Genomic DNA, 19,768 nt, shown 5'->3' with positions numbered 1-19,768 from the left:
TTAATTTAGTTTCTGGAAACTTCATTGTTGTCTAGCTGGCAAAAAATCTCCTTAAAATATTCTATAGAATTATTTGTACCAGCACTGATCTGGAATAAATAAGCGTTTTCATCATCCCACCAAAGAGCATCATGCGGCCCATAATGATCGTTAACACTGGTTATGTATATATTGCTGATCGCCCCGTCACTACCGTTTAGAACAGTTAAATTAAAACTACTATATCCACTAAATGTATTCATAATAGGTAGTCTAGAAGGTGGCGGTTTTTTTATAGGAAAATTTTCTTTATTAAAAACACGAAACCAAGCAATTTGATTTTTCTTTCCATTTTGGGGAAACATTATCAACTGAACTTCCTCTATATGATCTTTATCACCATAAATAATCTGGCTATCAATAATGAAATCTAAATTAAGTTCATTTATATATTTTATATTTTGGTCTAGCTTACTGAGCTTAAAAATATTATGAAGCGGCCATCTCAAATTCCACAAGCTTGAAGGTGGTTTATATGTATCATTCTTTATGCAGGCATTTTTCATGCAATTGCTAAAACGTGACCAATATGTTAATTCAAAAAAACTCTTTTTTAAGATTTCACTTGATGATGAAAGAGGAGAAAAAAACTTACAAAGATCTAAGAATTCTTCATCTTTCAAATGTCCTTCAATAAGACGAAGTTCTATATTAGTTCCATAAGATAAAAAACTTAAAGTTTTCGATTTTGAATAATCATAACCAATCCAACAAATATTTTCCTCATTCACTACATAGGGCTTCATTTCCCAAACCCAATGATCGTATAAAGCAGCATGATCTAATGTTGATAAAGGTCCAAAGTCATACAAAAACTGCTTACACCTTAAGAGAGCATCCTTGTATTTAATAAAGAAGGAATAAGAAGAAAAATGAGCGGAACACCAAGTAGACCATTTTTTAAATTGATAATGACTTGGTTGTTCGTTATAAGGAACATCCTCTTCTCTAAGTATAAAGTTAGATAAAGCCGCCTCGTCAGAATTGGGTATCAAGATAACAAAATTTACTTTTTCCTGAGCTAGTGAAGGTGTGATTTCATGCACTAAATTCATTTTATAATTCCAGCATATTATATTGATAGTTATCTATAATTTGACGGGACAAAACTAATTCAAATCATTGTTAGATTGAATGTTCTTTTTCTGCCTCTTTCGTTTCATGTATTTTGTCATTACTCATAAAGAAACCTGTTATTGATGCCCTTACATGATTTCCTGCTGCATTTTCTACTTTTTTAATACAGTGCAAAATATTATTTTTAAAAATAACCAACCTATTGGGTTTAGGTACAATGTAATATCCAATTCCATCATCAGCATACTTATTCAATGCAGCACTATTAAGATGGTATCCTACCTTTTTCTTCATATTATTGATTAAGGTCACTTCAGGGTAATCGAAGTCAAGTTGCGGTGTCGGATTAATCAGTAATTCAGCTCCCCAACTTATCTCCCAAATAGGATGGCAGTAATAAACATAGGCACCTGAGATTTTGTATTTACCATCCGTATGCCAAGAAAGTCCTGAACCTCTTGGATAAAGGTAGGGTCTAGAATAGAAAAAGTCCCAATCTCTGTCTTTATATCCTATTAAATGAGAAAACTCCGATGAAGTTGTAATTAGTTCCTGTATAAATAAATCAATGGTTGTGTTTGTAGGGTGAACTTGCTCTGTGGTACAGGGCTCAGGCCTAGGATGAGAAATAGTAACATTGCCCCACAAAGGAGAGCCATCCTCAAGACTAAAAGCATTTATCCATCGAGAAGAATGAACAAACTTGAATGTTTCAGTTTGAATAAAATTCCAAGTTTGTTCAAAAGCTGATGGTTCTAAAAAGTCATCAATGACTGCTAAAACATCATTGTTTAAAACTAATTTCATAATAGTAAAACTATCAAAGGAGATGCATTAATCTCCTCTGATTACCAAGGCATATATTCATCCTTATCTTCATCCGTATCAATTCTATTAACATAATATTCTTTCATAACATCTCCTTATTCAACACCTTGTAAAACAGGTTCAGATTATAGATTCATTGTTTCATCAAGGCAATCATGACAAGGAGACATTTTTTACAGCATGATCTTTATAAGATCACAAAATGATTATTTATCTCGTACTTTGTTTTCATTTAGATCAAACAAAGTATCATTGTTTCACTAATTGGCAAAATAGATTCATCAAAGCTCAAGCCAAAATTCAAAAAGAGAGCATTGGAAAAGATATTCCTGCTTTACCTTCATTCTTCTTAGTCATTAAGCCTTTCTTGTTAGAGCTTAATTCCTTAATTTAACAACAAAGTGGTTAATTATTGTTCTATATTATATTTAACTCTTGGAGAAAAATATGGACATAAGAACTTCATTTTATTGGGATGCCAAAAATAAAAGCATACACTATTTAATATGCGATTTTACTGAAAATGAATTTAATTTGCTTGTTGAACCAAGAAAAATCGATATAGATTTGAATGATTTTAAATATAACGTGCAAAAAACTGTCAGGGAATATTTTGATCAATTAAATAATTTTAACCCTCAAGACATCAAGATTGAATATAAAATTCTGGCTAGTGGAAGTCCCGCACAACTATTCCAAAAATATCGAAATTCTTCAGATTACTCAGAGATAGTAAAAACTACTTTTGAAACTGGAGTTAAAGAATTCAATGCAAATGTTTCAATTAAATTACAACCACAAACTAAATCTCTTTTAACCGGAGAATCTCTAAATCAATTCAAAAACATATTACATAGACTTGGATTGATTAATTCTATGAGAAAAGATGGCTATAAATGGCACTTATGGTCCATTTTAATACATGCAACCAATACAAATTATAACGAAAAAATTCGAAAAGAACTTTGGAAACCAATTATAGACAATTTAAATTCATCGAAAGATAATGTGATGCGGTACCAAGAGTGGATTGCACAAGCATCAATAAATTCGTAGATGCTTCTTTTATCCTATAATGAATAAGTAAATTTTTTTCATTATTCTTTAAACTAATTTCAAAATCTGTTGTTAAGCTATGCAACGTTGTTCTATGCCACATAATTTTTTTTAGATCTTTATTTATTAGGGCAATTTTTAATAACTTTAACTCACCCCGAACACGAAGATAAATTTCAGAAATAGGTTTAACATTTATTACGCTCATTTGGAGTATTTCCAAAAAGTGTAGCCAGAAGTGTAGCCAGGAATTTGTGTATTAAAAATTTTTTGCCTATAACCCTTACTGGGCTTGGTCGGGACGGAAGGATTTGAACCTTCGACCACTAGCACCCCATGCTAGTACGCTACCAGGCTGCGCTACGCCCCGACTTGGTGGCAAATGATAACTAAGTCTGAGGGAAATAACAAGGGCTTATCGATTGACCTTTCTTTTTGTAGCCTGGGTGCAGCGCAGCGGAACCCGGGATTTTGAATAATTTCCTAACCCGGGTTCCGCTGCGCTGCACCCAGGCTACAATCTGTATTTATTTTTGTGGGATGATTCTTTTAGAGTTTTCTGAAAGAATAAAGCCGCATGCATTAATTCCTGATCGGCATAAGGCTTGCTTTTCTTTTTTTTGTATTGTCCAGTAGGAACCATAGGGCTTCACTAATTGATTCACCGAGGGCGATAAGCGAATGGTCATCCATAAATAGGTTCCTTTTTCTTTTGGATTTGGCCACTGATAATAACAAACCAAATTATTGTCAGCATTGATCAGCGCTTGCATAAATCCCACGCCGTCGGGTGCTTGCCATCCCTGATAATCCATCTGCCAGTATAATTGTTCTACTTGGAATGCTTCAGGACTATATTGATGTTCTTTAACAATTTTGGGTGGAGGACAAAAATGCAGTGATTCAGTCACTGGCTCTTCCGTTTTATTCCAGATTTTTTCCAAAATCATATGAATTAATGGATGATAACGGGCGCCAATTGCAACACCGATAATAAAAATCACGAGAATTAAAAAAAGAATTTTTAAATAGGAATACACTTAAATCTCCTGGCAACTCTTCAAGGCTTCTACAAAGCACTTGAAGAGTATCATGACTACAATAATATTTTAATCTTCTGTGCTTCAAATTTAGAGTGTGAAATTTGAATGTAGTGTTTGCAACTGAGTAATTCTGCATATTGCAGCGCAGCTACCGCATTATTTAATATCTCTTTTGCCAGATCAGGAGAGTCTTCCATAATTAAAAAAGCGGCGGTGCTCATTTGTACTGAAGCCATCTGGAGTTTATTAGAGCAGATATTTTTTTCCTGATTGTCTGCTAAAGAGATGATTACTCGGGATAACTCGTAGCATTGATTGGCCAAAAATTCTTTACTTGGCCCGGCCTGCACATTCATACTGAATACAAGTAAACTTAATATTAACGCTCTTTTTGAAATTATTTTAACCATAGATACTCCTGTAAGTTGCTCAATAAACCTGTTTTATTTCACACAATCCTATGCATGAAAAATAAGTTCTGCTTTGAGAAAAAAGAAACCTCCCTATTAAACGCTACTGATGCCAATAACGTTGAAGCGTTGGTGAAACAGCATAACCCGGCTTGGGTTTCCGGGTTACGATTATGCTTAACCGTTTTGTCCTTGGTTAAGCAAAAGCATTAATGCCTGTAATATGTTTCCCTAGTACCAGAGTATGAACGTTATCCGTACCCTCGTACGTAAAGACTGATTCTAAATTAAGCATGTGACGAATCACATGATACTCAAGGCTGATTCCATTTGCTCCTAATAGATTCCTGCATTTTCGCGCAATGTCCAATGCCTCACGGCAGGCATTGCCCTTAGCAAGAGAAATCATCACTGGACTTTCACGATGATTATCTTTTATTCGGCCTATCTGTAAATTAAGACATTGTGCCTTAAGAATTTCAGTATACATATCTGCCAGGTCTTTTTGAATAAGCTGGAAAGAAGCTAATGGTTTGTTAAACTGTTTACGCTCTAACAGATAGTCGCGAGTAATATCAAAACATGCCATCGCAGCACCCATAGCCCCCCAAGCAATTCCGTATCGTGCCTGACTTAAGCAACTTAAAGGAGCGCCTATACCTTTTTCACTGCCAGGAAGATAATTTTCATCAGGGACAAAAACATTATCAAAAACCAATTCCCCAGTAATGGACGCGCGTAATGACATTTTTAATTTAATTTCAGGACGACTTAATCCTTGGGAGTTCGTATCCACAATAAAACCACGAATGCCTTCATCGGTTTTTGCCCAAACAATAGCGATATCAGCGATTGGTGAATTGGTTATCCACATTTTTGCGCCATTCAAACACCAGCCACCCTTAACTTTCTTCGCGGTAGTTCTCATGCCCGCTGGATCCGAGCCAAAATCAGGTTCGGTCAAACCAAAGCAACCAATGATCTCACCTGTAGCCATTCCTGGTAAAAACCGCACGCGTTGCTCTTCAGAACCATAACGAAAAATAGGATACATGCATAAAGAACTTTGTACTGAAACAAAACTGCGTAATCCGCTATCACCGCGCTCGAGTTCTTGGCAAACTAAACCGTACGCTACATAAGAGGCCTCAGCACCGCCGTATTCTGCGGGTAAGGTCAAACCTAATAAACCTATTTCTGCGGATTTTCTAATGAGCTCGCGTGGAAATTGAGCATGTTCAAAAGACTCAGCCATCAAAGGCATTACATCGTTGCTGACGAAACGCGCTACGCTATCGCGTATCATACGTTCATCACCATTTAACTGCTCATCAAGAAACAACAAGTCGTCCACTTTCTTTCTCCCTTTTATCAGACTGTAACGCAATTACGGCTTCAATAATACTTTCTTTGCTGGGTAACAAATATTGCCAAGCATTACCCAAGGGAATAAAGCAATCTTTACCGGTAATTCGTTTGATTTTCAACCTGGATGAGGCTTCTTCTAACAACAAGGTCATCAAGCCTTCGCTCACTGAACCACTTTGCCTGCCCTCATCCACAATGAGTACCTGTTTTGCTTTGGCTAATTCTTTCAAAATTGCTTTAACCGGCAAGGGACTGAGCCAACGTAAATCCACTATTTTCACAGAAATGCTGTGCTGTTCTTGCAACACTGCCGCTGCTTGTCGCGATAAGTAGTACCCATTGGCATAGGTTAAAATTACCGTTGCACCTTCGCCAAACACACCTACTTCACCCGGTGCAATCATGGCATCTGGGGCTGGATAATTAAAAAGCCATCCGTTATCGCCAGGCACATGCAAGTCTTTAGTCATATATAAAGCAATAGGCTCTAAAAAGACAACTACCCTTCCTTCTTCATAAGCCAAACGCATGCACGTACGCAACATTTTTGCAGCATCTGGGCCATTTGAAGGACATGCGACAATCACTCCAGGCAAATCGCGTAATACAGCAATAGAGTTATCATTATGGAAATGGCCTCCAAATCCTTTTTGATACGCCAATGAGGCAATACGAAGAACCATAGGATTTTGATATTGGCCGCTGGAAAAAAAGGACAACGTGGATGCTTCACCACGTAGTTGATCTTCTGCATTGTGCAAATAAGCCAAAAACTGGATTTCCGGAACGGGAATAAACCCATTGTGCGCCATGCCAATTGCAGTGCCTATAATTGTCGTTTCATCCAAAAGGGTGTCAAAGACTCTGCGTTTGCCAAAACGAGCCTGCAGATCGGCAGTCACTCGATAAACGCCACCCTTTTTGGCCACATCTTCACCAAATACCACCATATTGGGGTATTGCAGCATTAAATCAGTCAACGCAAAATTAATCTGCTGACATAAATTTCGTTTTTGGGCCAATTGTGAGAATGCATTAGCAAAGACTTCTGTACGTCTTTCTTCACTAGGTAGAGGAAACGCTTGTTTTTTAGGCATGCTAGGAATTAACGAAGACATTACTGCTTCAGCACTGGAGAGTTTAGGCTGTCTTATCGCATCTACCGCTTTTGCTTCAATTAAATCTTTATTATTGCGATAAAGACTCAGCAGGTCTTGAACCGTCATCCAGCCTTCGCGATAAAGAAGACCGGCCGTATGCAATAATGGATCTTCTGCTTCTCTTGCTTCGATTTCTGCGGGTGTACAATATTGTGACTCAATATCAGAACCGGCATGCCCCAATAAGCGCACACAACGCATATGCAAAAAAACAGGTTGTTTTTTTACACGCGCCAAATATTCTGCTTCTTGTGCACTCGCATACGCATCAGCAATATTCAAACCATCACAAGCAATATAATGCAATCCAGGTCGAGCTCGAACAGAACGTTCTATCCAATCCGCTGGTGTGGGTACAGAAATTCCAATTCCATTGTCTTCACAAATAAACACAATTGGTAAAGGATAATTTTGTTGCGCAATCCAAGAGCAAGAATTTAAAGTAGCTTGCGCAGAAGCATGATTCGTTGATGCATCACCAAAGGAGCAGATGATGACTGAATCTGGATTTAGGTTGCTGCGAATATTTAATTCTTTTGCTCGAGTAATTGATAATGCAGCACCTAAAGCCTTGGGTAAATGGGAAGCAATTGTTGAGGTTTGCGGCGGAATGTTTAAAGGAACACTACCAAAAACTTTATGGCGTCCTCCTGAAATCGGATCAGTTGCCGCAGCAACTAAAGAAAATAAGATATCCCGAACACCGTCTATACCTTGTAATTTCTTGGCGCGTTGTAAATAGAAAGCGCCACTTCGATAATGCAAAAATGCCATATCGTCTGAGCGAAAAACCTGTCCCCAAACCGCATTACCTTCGTGTCCACTGCTACCTATAGTATAAAAAGACAAGCCTTTTTCCTTAAGCTGTCTGGCAATCAAATCAAGAAGGCGTGATTTAATTTGCGAATCAAAAAGCTCTATGGCGGTTTTCTTATCCAATTCCGCCGTTTCCGGACTCATTGTACTCTTGGGTTTTGGAAAGTCCGCTTGCTCTACTCGCTTTAAAAATTGCTCATCAACTATAATGGTCCTGTCTAACATCACTACATCCTGTTGAGTATTTTCTATGAAGAGATGATGAGTATATACTGATTCAAAATGAACAGGAAGAATGAGTTTGTATCATCCAGTAAAAGGCCTGTAGTTGCCTATTTTTCCCAAATTTGTATCGCTTGAAATCTAGGTGATTGAATATTGATAATCCCAGAATTCGCTCATCAGTATCCTCTACATGAGTTCTATATAGTACTGTTTATAGTACGAGAAGTTGTTTAAATGGATTTGAGGCATTATCGTATTAAAGAAGATGATTTTATACACGACATTGAGTCTTATATATCGGGTCACTATAAACACCCTGGTCGGCGAGGTTAAATCATTATCACTTTTTGCACGGTACTGTATGAATTAACAACTGGTGTGAGCTGGCGGGAACTTTCCAGTCCCGACACGGACAAAACGATACTATCGCTTACAATCAGATGCATGGAAGCAAATACAGTTTACTAAATAGCGCCTCTCAAAGAGTCTAAAGCATCAATCTCTCTTGAATAGCTGGTTGACTTAGATTTTCACGCAACGGTATAAGATCGGCGGTTCTCACTTTATCAAGATGACGGACAGCCTCCAAATCAGCGAAGGGAATAGGCGAAAAATCTGTACTATACGCCCCTCTTTCCCGGTTCATCCGTGTTAATGCAAACTTAGAACCAAGACTGGGAGGGGATTCAGTTAAAGGAAACCAAGAGTTACCATTAAGAAGATTAAGAACTCGAGGTAACGTCTCTTCGTTAAATCCGGGGCAAGGATAAAATGACCGGTCTGGGTTACAATACTCCTGCGCTACATGTGCCGGCACGTCCCGCTGTGCCAACCCTACCTTCATCCAAGCAGCTTTCATGGCGCTATAATTATCCTCCATATTCCATTGCCGGAATCCATCAGAGTATTCTTTAAGTGCCGTAATTAATGGGGTCATATCAAAATGTTGGGTTTGATAACTATGACCATGTTGCTGATAGGCCAACCCATGTTTCTCAATGGATTCAACTCGTGCTAACATCTGTGCTTTAGTATTGTCATCCATGAACTTTTCTAACATACGACACATATGGGTGTCTTTTGCCCAATAAGCATATTCATAAGCAGTGCAGCTGAATTTGCGGCCAGAATAGTCTGTAAATGTCCCTGGTGTTGTTAAAAGTTGTTGTGCTCTTTCTGGATTATTTCTCAGAATATTGTCAGCCTGTTGTTGCTGCCCTCGAGCTACAAAATATAAAAAATCACGTTGCTGAAGACACAATTGCAGTGACTCTGGTATGGTTTTTAAGAGTTGCAATCGACTCTTCAGCGGTAATTTTCCTAATAATTCCGTCTCTAATAACTCCATCAGTTGGGCTTCATTAAGTGCCTCAAAATTGATATCTATTTTTGCTTCGATATGCTCGTTTGTATGGGGAAGCACAAGCACTCCCGTTTGATTTATTTGTTGGTAGTCTTTTCGAATCGTTTCAAAATAGGGTGAAGTGATGAGGAGTAAGTGGGCAAATTCTGAAAAATCAACACCGATAGAACCTTGATGCGCAACAAACAATCCAGGTCGAGATTTATCCAGCAACATAAATTCATCAAAATGCGGTGAATCTTTAACTTGCGTATAATCTTCAGTAAAACGCATTTTAATGGTTCGACCCTCTTCTGGGGTTAAAGGTTTTATGAGTTGAAACTCAGCATGGTGTTCATTGATAAACTCAAGCAATGTATCTTCAATGCTTCGACCCAAAGGATGTACCGATACAATACGTGCTGCGATTTCTTGGCTTAACTCTTCTGATGAGTCGAGAATCACGCCAAAATTAACTGAACTTAACCCGCAAGAAGCACAGTACACATTGACTTCTGCCATAAAAAATTGCGTGAGAATAGATAGTTTTTCAATAGCTGCATCTTTTTCTGCTTCATGAATGGCATAAAAAGGCGATTCAACTACAGCGTCAAATATGTTTGGCGCACACAATCCAAGCAATGTTTCAATGTACTCTTCTGTATCCACCTTATCACCGAAACCCATTTGTGCATTCACAAAATCTTGAGTCACTTCTGGATTTGGATCGGCATTAATATATGCTAAGTATTGTTGATATAGTTCTTCAGGTTGTTTACTGCCTAAAACATTGTTGATTTCGAAAAGCTCTATTTTTCTTCCTTGTGCTGTTTCATGTGTGTAAATCGCAGCTAATGCTTTGTTGGATGCACTGTATTGAGTTGGGGTATCAGCAAATTGATTAAAATTAATCTCCACACCCAATAACGCCATTACGTGTTGATTTAATACCTGTTGTATCCCCTTAAAATGTTTCGCTTCAGGTGATGAAATCACGGCTTTGATTAAGCGACTACGTGTATCTTGAGGGCGGATATTCAACTGTTGAAATGAATCCCAAAGTGCCTTATAAAAGCGAGAGTCAGGATTGCCCTGAGCATCATTTGCACGATTAATGCTAAACACAGGTTTAACGGTACGAAGGTTTATATCTTGAACCTGAGGTCTTAATTGAATACTGTATAAATTAGAATCATTATTCTGCATTAATGTTTTTAACGGTTCCGGATACGCGGGATAATCACCGTTCAACGAATTAAGTACTGTATTAGTCTTAAGAGATTCCAATTGAGCAATATAATCATTAATCTGTTTCAACCGTTCTTGTTTCGCTTGTTTTAATGGCGTTTCTTCCCGGATTAAACTTAAATCAAATATCAAAGCCGCTTTGTAACTATTTAACTCATTTAGCGCGGTAATTTGTTCTGAGTGACTGCTTCTGCCAAAAAATTCTTGTACGGATAAAACTGCTTTACAGGTGTTATCTAAACCAATCGATGTTCCACTCACTACCGGCATAACAAGGTGAACCTGGTTGTTAGCAGGGTTGATGTAAATGTAGCGACATGAGCTTGGTTCGGTAAGTGGTATTAGCATATGTAATTTTAGACTTCTTTATGGTTATTATGTTGTTCATTATAGCTCATAAAAAAAGCTTGTTTTAAATTTATTCTGAACTCCGCTTTAGATGCTACTTGAAGCACAGTGTCATGGAAAAACCACATAGGATAATGCTGCTTTTCTATAGCACCAGGGGAATGTTGAAAACTTATATAGACTTATGCAGAAGATACAGATCCGCTCATCCAGACAAATTGCATTAGATCAAATCTTGAGATAAGTGATCAAATAATCTACACTTCTTTTGAAAGCATCCATTAAAGGGGACTTCATAATGAAATGGATTATTCTGTTAGGAAGTGTTGTTTTGATGACAGGATGTTGTTGTACCAGTGGTGTTACCTACTTCACACCAACCTTTACACCGGTTTACGCACGAACAGTTACCTATAGACCAGTTGCTGTCAGATCAGTTGCTGTAACACCTGTTGTTACACGTGTTGTGACACCTGTTGTTCAACCGGTAACGGTTTTTTCTTACCCGGTGGGACCTCTCGATGTGACCACAACAACGATTGATTTTTATTAATTAAAAAAATGCAACCTGGGTTACGTCTAAGCCGTAACCCAACGTCTCACAATCTTTCTTTCTCTTTGCAAACTGGGCAAGGGGATGTTTGAATCTTGGTTCCGGTCGCCCCCTAATCAGTAGAATCTTCCTTGGAAGAGTAACCACATCCCTCTTGCGGGCAAAGAATTTGCCGACCAAATTTTTTGCTTTCTTTTACCGTCAAAATTGGCCAATTACATTTTGGACAGGGTTGGTTAATCGGTTCATTCCATAAGGCATAATCGCATTTAGGATAATTGCCGCAGGAATAGAAAATTTTTCCCTTCCTTGATTTACGTTGCAAAATTTTTGCTTCATGGCATTTGGGACATTCCACGCCGGTATCAGCAGGTTTTTCGATAGGCTCCATATGCTTGCATTGCGGATAATTGCTGCAGCCTATAAAACGGCCATAACGTCCTGTTTTGACATGTAAGGGACTGGAGCATGCTGGACAGACTCTTCCCTCAACAACTTCAGGTTCATTTTTCTCGTTGTCCTGACCTGCCATGTCTTGAGTATAATCACATTCAGGGTAGCCAGTACATCCGATGAAGCGTCCACGCTTACCTAATCTTATTGATAATGGTTTTCCACATTTCGGACAACTTTCATCCAGAATTTCAGAGGTTACATCTTTACGCTGTACTTGTTGATCTGTGGTTTGAATTTGTTGCACAAATGGCTGCCAGAATTCTTCTAAAACTGGAATCCATTCTTTTTCACCGCGCGAAATAGCATCCAAAGTATCTTCAAGCTCTGCGGTAAATTTATAATCTACATAACGCGTAAAATAACCCGTCAAAAAGCGATTTACGATACGGCCAACATCTGTTGGAAAGAATCTTTTTTTATCAACAACAACATATTCGCGCTGTTGTAAGGTATGAATAATGGACGCATAAGTTGAAGGACGACCAATATCATATTCTTCCAGTGCCTTCACAAGTGTTGCTTCCGAGTATCTTGGTGGCGGCTCAGTAAAATGTTGATTGGCTAAGATGTCATCTACTTTAACTTTTTCACCAACGACTAATGGGGGTAATAATGAACCTTCATTTTCATCTTCTTTGTTATCATCACGACCCTCTTCATATACGGAAAGGAAACCAGGAAAGGTAATTGTAGAACCATTAGCACGGAAAATAGTCCCTTCGCCACAGCTTAAATCGACTGCAACTGTATCCAAGATCGCATCAGCCATTTGACAAGCGACCGTACGCTTCCAGATCAAACTGTAGAGTTTGTATTGATCTGCAGTTAATGATGATTGCACCATTTCCGGTGAACGTTTAATCGATGTTGGTCGAATCGCTTCATGTGCTTCTTGGGCATTTTTTGATTTGGTTTTGTAAATTCTTGGGCTTGCAGGACAATTGTCGGCTCCATAACGCTCAGTAATAAACTGTCGTGTTTCTTCTATAGCTTCCGTAGATAAATTAACTGAATCCGTACGCATATAACTGATAAGACCGACTGTTCCTGTTCCAATATCTATCCCTTCATACAATTGCTGGGCAACCATCATCGACTTCCGAGCAGTAAAGCCTAATTTTCGCGCCGCTTCCTGTTGTAAGGTTGACGTAATAAACGGCGGTGAAGGCTTACGCTTGCGTTGCTTTTTCTCAATTTGGGTAACCTGTAAATAATCTTGCGCCTGACGAATCAGATGATCTTTGATTTGTTGTGCCTGATCTTCTTTGGTGATTGTAAATTGCTGTAATTTTTCATTTTTATAATGAGTCAAACGCGCTTCAAAGGATACCTTTGTATGCATGCATTGGGCTAAGATTTTCCAATATTCTTGAGCTATAAAACGCTCAATTTCCTCTTCTCGTTCGACTATAAGTCGCAAAGCCGGGCTTTGTACTCGCCCTGCAGAAAGTCCTCTTCTAACCTTCTTCCATAACAAAGGAGATAAATTAAACCCCACTAAATAATCCAATGCCCGGCGTGCTTGTTGGGCGTTCACTAAATCCATAGAAATAGAACGTGGATGATTTATTGCATCCTGAATTGCTGATTTGGTAATTTCATTGAAAAAAATCCGGTGAATGGGCTTATCTTTTGTTAGATTTTTTTCTTTCATTAATTCATAAATATGCCAGGAAATCGCTTCGCCTTCGCGATCAGGGTCTGTTGCGAGCAGTAAGGAATCTGACTTTTTGAGCATTTTTGCAATAGTTTCGATATGACGTGAGTTCTTTTCAATAGGCACATACGTCATTGCAAAATGCTTATCGGGATTGACCGAACCCTTGCGTGCAGGCAAGTCACGGACATGCCCATAAGAAGCAATTACCTCATAATCACTACCCAAATATTTTTGAATTGTCTTCGCTTTGGCGGGTGACTCAACGATCACCAAATGTTTACTCATAGTAACGTCAACCTTATCCTTTTCACTTCATCCCTAAGCACCGGGAATGACCGAACCTGAAGAAAAGTACGGTACATTGGTGCTGAAAATGAAATATCACCAACTTCTAGTAATATAGGTAATATATCCAGGAAACTCCAAGATGCTCGTTTTAACCTATTGCTTTTTCCGTTCCAGAACAAAAATCAAATCGTCTAAACCGAGCATTTTGAAGTTTCATGGGTATCGATGATCTTTTTAATGTAATGTCAATTCATCTTCTGATTGATAAAGAACTAAATCAAGAAAAGCAAGCTGTTCTTCATTCAACGAACTCGCCAAGGCATTTCTTATGGTCCATTTAGTCTCTTGAAGAGTTACGATACGAGACTCAGAAAATTGTAATTGATTCATAATCATTTCAAACGATTCTGGATTAAGAATCTTCCATAATTTCATACGCATGAGAAATTGATGACTGGCCTTAGTCAGTTTCATTTGCTCGTCATATGTAAAAATTCGTGTGGAGGTGTGTTGTTGCAACTTCAAATGCAAAACTTGTTCCTCTGAAGCCTCAATATCCTCTCCATTAAGTTGTTCTAATGCATCCTGATCAGCAGTTTTATGGCTTTTTTGCAGCTGGGTAAGACTTTTTTCAAATAAACTCAATAACATTTCAAATAAGTTATCTTTCATATACTAACACCTCATATAGCCACCGGGCACAGATACTACAGCCCCATTTAATTCTAATTCTGCAAGCTCACTAGTGACTTGCTCAACGGTGCATCCACTACGTAAAATGATCTGATCAACAGTTGTCATTTCAAAGCCAATGAACTTTACTAGGTTTTTATTCCCGCTGGCAAGAGGTAAAATAGCTTTATCAGCTGTTTGTTGTTCTGAATCAATCTGAAACTCCTCGAGAACATCAACAACTGAAGTAACTAATTTGGCTCCTTGCTGTAACAGGTAATGACACCCTCGAGCCAGAGGATTGTGAATGGAGCCAGGGATTGCTAAAACATCTCGGTTTTGTTCCAAGGCCATTCGTGCTGTGATTAACGAACCACTTTTGATTGCTGACTCAACAACCAAAGTGCACAATGATAAACCACTTATTATACGATTTCTTCTAGGGAAATGTCCAGCGATAGGTGGACTTTTTAAGGGAAATTCGCTCACTAACAAGCCATTCTGAGCAATTTGTTGCGACAAACCCTTGTGCTGATGAGGATATATTCGATCGATTCCCGTGCCTAAAACCGCAATTGTTTGTCCTCCTGCCTCCAAACATCCCAGATGAGCCTGGGCGTCAACACCTAGTGCCAAACCACTTACAATCGTCACGCCGTGGGATGCGATTGCTTTTGCAAATTGCCGTGCATTTTCACTCCCAGTTACAGTAGGGTTACGACTACCTACTACAGCTAATGTAGGTTGCTTTAAACAGGAAAGCTGCCCTTTTGCATATAAAACGATAGGAGGATCCGTAATTTCTTTCAATAAAGAGGGATACTCGGGCGAATCCCAAGTGAGTATATGATGATCGTCTGCAGCCTCCAACCATCTGAGATCTTCTTGCACCAAGCTCAAATCAAAACCAGCTATCGTTTGTGCCAAAGCAAAGGATAGACCCGCTTGTTCCAGTTCAACTGCTGAAAGCTGGAACATTTGTTGTAAATCAGGCCAACGTTTTTGTAGTTTGTCAGCAGTACGCGGCCCCACTCTTTCCATTCGGTTTAATGCGAGGTAATAGGATAAATTATTCATGGGTTAGCCACTAAATTTAATAAATAAACAGGGCGGGTTGAACGAACGATTAAAGCAAAACTGGTTTTAGTAAACACACGGAAAATCATCACCTCGCCAATACGTTCGGGGGGCAATCGAATGGGGAATAGGCTATTCTTGGGATCATTGACTGTACGTGACTTCCTATAGATTGCCAGAACATCGCCTGCTTCAAGTCCATCTCGGGCACCTAAACTAACCACGACCAAGCCGCCAATAGCCCCTTCGATACTCCCACCAGGCATACTATTAGGCATATCAATAATAAATCCCTTTACAAGGAACTGGGGCGCTTTGGGTACAAAATTCAAATTAAATTCAGAGCTATTATTAATCATTACACTATCTTCTACTTTCACTCCTTCATTAATAGTGGTTAATAAAATAGTTGCGGGTTCTCCCCCTGCAAGCAACTCCGCATTAGCTACCAAATTCGCTCGATACCCCAAAAGTTCTTTAGTTAGCGGATGCACATAATCTTTCCCGCCCCTAAAAACAGAATAAGCAGGAACCCCTCTTACAGGCAGTACTCGTGAAGGATGTAATCCTTTAACATAAACTTTATCCCCTTGCCCAGCCAACATATGTCCTCCTACTAGGGATACGATGTAAGGGGCTTGATTGATAACATCCTGATCCAATATAAGCGACTCATTTAAAAAAGGTCTAATCTCGTTTAAAGGAATTGCAGGAATGGGGTCATCTAAAGGTAAGGGTCGAATATTGGGTGATAATTTTATTGTGCCATTCGATAGTACCTTGATATAAGGTCTGTTTCCGGAATAGGCTAAAACCAGAACGGCTCCCGGATATAAATGATTGGGATTTTTTATTTTTGGATTAGCCTGCCAAAGCTCCTTCCATTCCCAAGGATTATCTAAATAGCGACCTGCTATACCCCACAGAGTATCACCATGTTGAACCACATACCGCTCTGGTGCATCTGATTTTACGCTTAAAGCATAATTCAAAGTGGAGAAAAAAAAGAAGAATATAAAGAGAATAAATCTCATTAGAGTCAATCCTTTGTTGGAATATCTTGCAGCCTTACACTATATGAAGGATAATATTAACATGATTTTTGTGTAGAGAACTAGATAAACAATGGCTATTCATCCAATTCTATATTTGCCTGACCCTCGATTAAGAGCGGTTGCAAAACCTGTTGCTCATTTTGATGACAAATTGCAAACATTGATTGACGATATGTTTGAGACAATGTACGACGCTCGCGGCGTTGGCCTTGCTGCACCTCAAATTGGTATTAGTTTGCGTTTGTCCGTGATTGATATTGTAGGTGACAAACAGAATCAACTGGTTATTATCAATCCTGAAATCATTGCATCAGAAGGCGAAAACAAATTTGAAGAAGGCTGTCTTTCTGTTCCCGGCGCTTACGATACGGTTATCCGCGCAGAAAAAGTTACAGTAAAGGCTTTGGATAGAAAGGGTAACCCTTTTGAAATTAAAGCCGAAGGCTTGCTCGCTGAATGTTTGCAACATGAAATTGATCACATGAATGGTAAGCTGTTCATTGATCTGCTTTCTCCATTGAAAAAAGCCATGGCTCGTAAAAAATTAGATAAATTTAAACGCCATCATGCACGTAAATAATGCCTGAGTGATAGGCACAAAATTAAAAAGTAGTTTTATTGTTAAAATAATAAATTTTATAAGCTTCCCTACGTACTGCGCATAAAGCGCGATACGTAGGATGAGAAAATTTTCAGGGTATTTCTCAGAGATATTACACTGAATTTTTTCACAGGTTTATCATTCAAGATGCGTCTCTTAAAAACGCTCCTTGATCGAGGTGAGTAGTTATCATGAGTCGATTGAACATCGTTTTCGCTGGAACACCAGAATTTGGTTTACCTTGTCTAAATGCACTACTCCATTCAACACATCATATTCAAGCGATTTATACTCAACCAGACCGTCCTGCTGGGCGTGGTCGAAAACTACACGCTTCTGCGGTGAAAGAATGGGCATTAAACCATCAAATTTCAGTCCATCAACCACTGAATTTCAAAAATCCTGAAGCAATCGCAGAGCTTGCCGCATTAAAACCTGATGTCATGGTCGTTATCGCTTATGGATTAATCTTGCCTAAAGCAGTGCTGGAAATTCCCCGCTTAGGCTGCATTAATGTGCATGCCTCCTTATTACCTCGTTGGCGTGGTGCCTCCCCCATTCAATCGGCCATTCTTCATGGCGATACAGAGTCTGGGGTGACGATTATGCAAATGGATGCAGGCATGGATACAGGTGCTATGCTGCGTAAAATTACCTGTCCGATAAGTACATCAGAAACCGCACAAAGCTTGCATGACAATCTGGCAAAAATCTCCGCACAACCCCTACTCCAAACCTTAGATGAATTAGCTGCTCAAACCGCAAAACCTGAAATTCAAAATAGTGAATTAGCCACCTATGCCAGCAAAATTAACAAAGAAGATGCGCGCATTAACTGGCAACAAACTGCAGTAGAAATCGATCGAAAAATTCGCGCATTCAACCCTTGGCCAATCGCTTACACACACTTTGGTGAAGAAATTTTGCGGATCCATCAAGCCCAAGTTGTAGCACTACCCTTTTCCCCACCACCTGGGACTGTCGTCAACGTTGATAAAAAGGGGATGCTGGTTGCAACCGGAGATCACGGTTTGCTCGTAGAGCGAATCCAGTTTCCAGGTGCTAAAGTGATTTCCATAGCAGATTGGTTAAATTCCTCCAAATCACAGGTACATGCAGGATTTGTGTTTTCATGAACAAGAATGAACGACTGCATGCCTTAAAAATTTTAACTCGCTTATTAACTGAAAAATCATCCTTATCCCAACTTATGCCTGCAACAGCTGAAGTCACTCCAATGACCAAAGAGATTTGCTTTGGCTTCTGCCGTCATTATTTTCGTTTGCACGCTTTAGCGGAATGTTTGCTTCAAAAAAAACCCAAAGAATTGGAAATTTGGGTTGCGCTACTTATCGGTCTTTATCAATTACACTACATGCAGCTGCCCGATTATGCAGTAGTCAAAGAAACAGTTGCCTTGCTTGAAAAAATCAAAAAACCATGGGCAAAAGGCTTGGTTAATGCCGTTTTACGCAATTTCTGCCGTCAGCAAGAAGAAATTTTGGCACGTCTTAGTACGGATCCCTTATTCATTCATGGCCAGCCCCAATGGCTATTGGAACGCTTGCAAGCAGATTGGCCTGATGACTGGCAATCCATCGCCCACGCAAATGACATGCATCCGCCCATGACCTTAAGAGTTAACCTACAAAAAAATTCCGTTGCCGAATATTTACAGATTTTAAAGCGAGAAGGCATTGCTGCTGAGCCCCATCCTGTAGCACCTGAAGGGATTAATTTAATTACGCCTTGCGATGTACGCCAACTCCCTGGTTTTGCACAGGGTTGCATTTCCGTTCAAGATGGCGCAGCACAATTGGCTGTCTCCTTATTGTCTTTAAAACCGGGGCTACGTCTTCTTGATGCCTGTTGTGCTCCTGGAGGAAAAACCTGCCATATTTTAGAAAAAGAACCTAATCTGTCGGCATGTATTGCTTTAGATGTTGATCCCAAGCGATTGAAACGCGTCCGGGAAAACTTAGACCGTCTTAATTTGCATGCCACTTTAATGGAGGGCGATGCTTTAACTCCTGCCAAATGGTGGGACGGTCAACTTTTTGATCGTATTTTGTTAGATGCTCCTTGTTCTGCAACCGGCGTCATTCGACGTCATTCCGATATAAAATTATTACGTAATAAAGAAGAAATTGATACTATAACTAAAATCCAGCATAACATGCTCGATTGCTTATGGCCTTTGCTCGCAAAAGGTGGTTTACTGGTTTACGCCACGTGTTCCGTGATGCCTGCTGAAAATGAGCAACAAATTGCAAATTTTGTTGCAACCCATCCAGACTGTACGATAATTAAAGAATACGGGATCAGTGGACATGCAACAAAACATGGCCTACAAATTTTACCCGGGGAACACGGTATGGATGGATTTTTTTACGCCGTGCTGTTTAAGAGTAATAATTCGTTTCCCATCTTAACTTGAACAGTTGGA

General features: G+C 39.2%; 17 protein-coding genes and 1 tRNA gene. 6 read left to right on the top strand and 12 right to left on the bottom strand.

Annotation, left to right across the window (positions count from 1 at the left end):
- Nucleotides 1-5 precede the first annotated feature (5 nt).
- A complete protein-coding gene (locus Lani_RS10420; protein WP_058388531.1) occupies nt 6-1,094 on the bottom strand; it encodes a hypothetical protein in 1,089 nt (362 codons plus the stop codon).
- Between the two features lie 70 nt (nt 1,095-1,164).
- Entirely contained in the window at nt 1,165-1,923 is a 759-nt protein-coding gene (locus tag Lani_RS10415) for a 2OG-Fe(II) oxygenase (RefSeq protein WP_019234838.1), read from the bottom strand.
- 223 nt (nt 1,924-2,146) lie between these two features.
- Here Lani_RS10415 and Lani_RS10410 point away from each other — a divergent pair, with 223 nt between their 5' ends.
- Both Lani_RS10410 and Lani_RS10405 read left to right on the top strand, forming a co-directional pair.
- On the top strand, nt 2,147-2,338 hold the full coding sequence (locus tag Lani_RS10410; protein WP_019234837.1) for a hypothetical protein: 192 nt from the start codon (nt 2,147-2,149) through the stop codon (nt 2,336-2,338).
- A 53-nt stretch (nt 2,339-2,391) separates the two neighbouring features.
- Complete coding sequence (locus tag Lani_RS10405; RefSeq protein WP_019234836.1) at nt 2,392-3,000, top strand: hypothetical protein; 609 nt, start codon at nt 2,392-2,394, stop codon at nt 2,998-3,000.
- A gap of 293 nt (nt 3,001-3,293) precedes the next feature.
- On the opposite strand, the gene Lani_RS10400 is transcribed toward Lani_RS10405, so the two are convergent.
- The 6 genes from Lani_RS10400 to Lani_RS10375 form a co-directional block, all read right to left on the bottom strand.
- Nucleotides 3,294-3,370 (bottom strand) — tRNA-Pro (locus tag Lani_RS10400).
- Between the two features lie 157 nt (nt 3,371-3,527).
- Nucleotides 3,528-4,040 (bottom strand): hypothetical protein, encoded by a 513-nt coding sequence (locus Lani_RS10395; RefSeq protein WP_019234835.1) that lies wholly within the window; start codon nt 4,038-4,040, stop codon nt 3,528-3,530.
- Between the two features lie 56 nt (nt 4,041-4,096).
- Nucleotides 4,097-4,453, bottom strand: a complete 357-nt coding sequence (locus tag Lani_RS10390) for a hypothetical protein (RefSeq protein ID WP_019234834.1) — start codon at nt 4,451-4,453, stop codon at nt 4,097-4,099.
- A gap of 196 nt (nt 4,454-4,649) precedes the next feature.
- A complete protein-coding gene (locus tag Lani_RS10385) occupies nt 4,650-5,807 on the bottom strand; it encodes an acyl-CoA dehydrogenase family protein (protein WP_019234833.1) in 1,158 nt (385 codons plus the stop codon).
- Nucleotides 5,785-8,022 (bottom strand): dehydrogenase E1 component subunit alpha/beta, encoded by a 2,238-nt coding sequence (locus Lani_RS10380; protein WP_019234832.1) that lies wholly within the window; start codon nt 8,020-8,022, stop codon nt 5,785-5,787. The genes Lani_RS10385 and Lani_RS10380 overlap by 23 nt, the downstream gene beginning before the upstream one ends.
- 487 nt (nt 8,023-8,509) lie before the next feature.
- Nucleotides 8,510-10,960 carry a hypothetical protein gene (locus Lani_RS10375; protein WP_040523110.1) on the bottom strand — a complete coding sequence of 817 codons (2,451 nt, stop codon included), beginning with the start codon at nt 10,958-10,960 and terminating at the stop codon, nt 8,510-8,512.
- 298 nt (nt 10,961-11,258) lie between these two features.
- Between Lani_RS10375 and Lani_RS10370 the strand changes: the two genes are divergently transcribed.
- Nucleotides 11,259-11,513 (top strand): hypothetical protein, encoded by a 255-nt coding sequence (locus tag Lani_RS10370; RefSeq protein ID WP_019234830.1) that lies wholly within the window; start codon nt 11,259-11,261, stop codon nt 11,511-11,513.
- A 112-nt stretch (nt 11,514-11,625) separates the two neighbouring features.
- Here Lani_RS10370 and topA read toward each other — a convergent pair whose 3' ends face one another.
- The 4 genes from topA to Lani_RS10350 form a co-directional block, all read right to left on the bottom strand.
- On the bottom strand, nt 11,626-13,914 hold the full coding sequence (gene topA, locus Lani_RS10365; RefSeq protein WP_019234829.1) for a type I DNA topoisomerase: 2,289 nt from the start codon (nt 13,912-13,914) through the stop codon (nt 11,626-11,628).
- A 237-nt stretch (nt 13,915-14,151) separates the two neighbouring features.
- Nucleotides 14,152-14,589, bottom strand: coding sequence for a DUF494 family protein (locus tag Lani_RS10360; RefSeq protein ID WP_019234828.1), 438 nt, complete (start codon nt 14,587-14,589; stop codon nt 14,152-14,154).
- A gap of 3 nt (nt 14,590-14,592) precedes the next feature.
- Nucleotides 14,593-15,666, bottom strand: coding sequence for a DNA-processing protein DprA (gene dprA, locus Lani_RS10355; protein ID WP_019234827.1), 1,074 nt, complete (start codon nt 15,664-15,666; stop codon nt 14,593-14,595).
- A complete protein-coding gene (locus Lani_RS10350; protein ID WP_019234826.1) occupies nt 15,663-16,700 on the bottom strand; it encodes a LysM peptidoglycan-binding domain-containing protein in 1,038 nt (345 codons plus the stop codon). The genes dprA and Lani_RS10350 overlap by 4 nt, the downstream gene beginning before the upstream one ends.
- A 91-nt stretch (nt 16,701-16,791) precedes the next feature.
- Between Lani_RS10350 and def the strand changes: the two genes are divergently transcribed.
- The 3 genes from def (at nt 16,792) to rsmB (ending at nt 19,759) form a co-directional block, all read left to right on the top strand.
- Nucleotides 16,792-17,301, top strand: coding sequence for a peptide deformylase (def, locus tag Lani_RS10345; protein ID WP_019234825.1), 510 nt, complete (start codon nt 16,792-16,794; stop codon nt 17,299-17,301).
- A 212-nt stretch (nt 17,302-17,513) separates the two neighbouring features.
- Nucleotides 17,514-18,458 (top strand): methionyl-tRNA formyltransferase, encoded by a 945-nt coding sequence (fmt, locus tag Lani_RS10340; RefSeq protein WP_019234824.1) that lies wholly within the window; start codon nt 17,514-17,516, stop codon nt 18,456-18,458.
- The gene (rsmB, locus tag Lani_RS10335; RefSeq protein ID WP_019234823.1) at nt 18,455-19,759 is read left to right on the top strand and encodes a 16S rRNA (cytosine(967)-C(5))-methyltransferase RsmB; all 1,305 of its coding nucleotides are present in this window, start codon (nt 18,455-18,457) and stop codon (nt 19,757-19,759) included. Before fmt ends, rsmB begins: the two co-directional genes overlap by 4 nt.
- Nucleotides 19,760-19,768 lie beyond the last annotated feature (9 nt).

Origin of the sequence: Legionella anisa, from assembly GCF_001467525.1 — a bacterium.
GTDB lineage: Bacteria > Pseudomonadota > Gammaproteobacteria > Legionellales > Legionellaceae > Legionella > Legionella anisa.
The sequence above is the reverse complement of the archived record's forward strand: the minus strand, read 5'-3'. Positions and strand labels throughout refer to the sequence as shown.

Coding starts and splice junctions, on each gene's coding strand:
- Lani_RS10420 (WP_058388531.1), bottom strand. CDS start 1,094: ATGAATTTAGTGCATGAAATCACACCTTCACTAGCTCAGGAAAAAGTA.
- Lani_RS10415 (WP_019234838.1), bottom strand. CDS start 1,923: ATGAAATTAGTTTTAAACAATGATGTTTTAGCAGTCATTGATGACTTT.
- Lani_RS10410 (WP_019234837.1), top strand. CDS start 2,147: ATGATTATTTATCTCGTACTTTGTTTTCATTTAGATCAAACAAAGTAT.
- Lani_RS10405 (WP_019234836.1), top strand. CDS start 2,392: ATGGACATAAGAACTTCATTTTATTGGGATGCCAAAAATAAAAGCATA.
- Lani_RS10390 (WP_019234834.1), bottom strand. CDS start 4,453: ATGGTTAAAATAATTTCAAAAAGAGCGTTAATATTAAGTTTACTTGTA.
- Lani_RS10380 (WP_019234832.1), bottom strand. CDS start 8,022: ATGTTAGACAGGACCATTATAGTTGATGAGCAATTTTTAAAGCGAGTA.
- Lani_RS10375 (WP_040523110.1), bottom strand. CDS start 10,960: ATGCTAATACCACTTACCGAACCAAGCTCATGTCGCTACATTTACATC.
- Lani_RS10370 (WP_019234830.1), top strand. CDS start 11,259: ATGAAATGGATTATTCTGTTAGGAAGTGTTGTTTTGATGACAGGATGT.
- topA (WP_019234829.1), bottom strand. CDS start 13,914: ATGAGTAAACATTTGGTGATCGTTGAGTCACCCGCCAAAGCGAAGACA.
- Lani_RS10360 (WP_019234828.1), bottom strand. CDS start 14,589: ATGAAAGATAACTTATTTGAAATGTTATTGAGTTTATTTGAAAAAAGT.
- dprA (WP_019234827.1), bottom strand. CDS start 15,666: ATGAATAATTTATCCTATTACCTCGCATTAAACCGAATGGAAAGAGTG.
- Lani_RS10350 (WP_019234826.1), bottom strand. CDS start 16,700: ATGAGATTTATTCTCTTTATATTCTTCTTTTTTTTCTCCACTTTGAAT.
- def (WP_019234825.1), top strand. CDS start 16,792: ATGGCTATTCATCCAATTCTATATTTGCCTGACCCTCGATTAAGAGCG.
- fmt (WP_019234824.1), top strand. CDS start 17,514: ATGAGTCGATTGAACATCGTTTTCGCTGGAACACCAGAATTTGGTTTA.
- rsmB (WP_019234823.1), top strand. CDS start 18,455: ATGAACAAGAATGAACGACTGCATGCCTTAAAAATTTTAACTCGCTTA.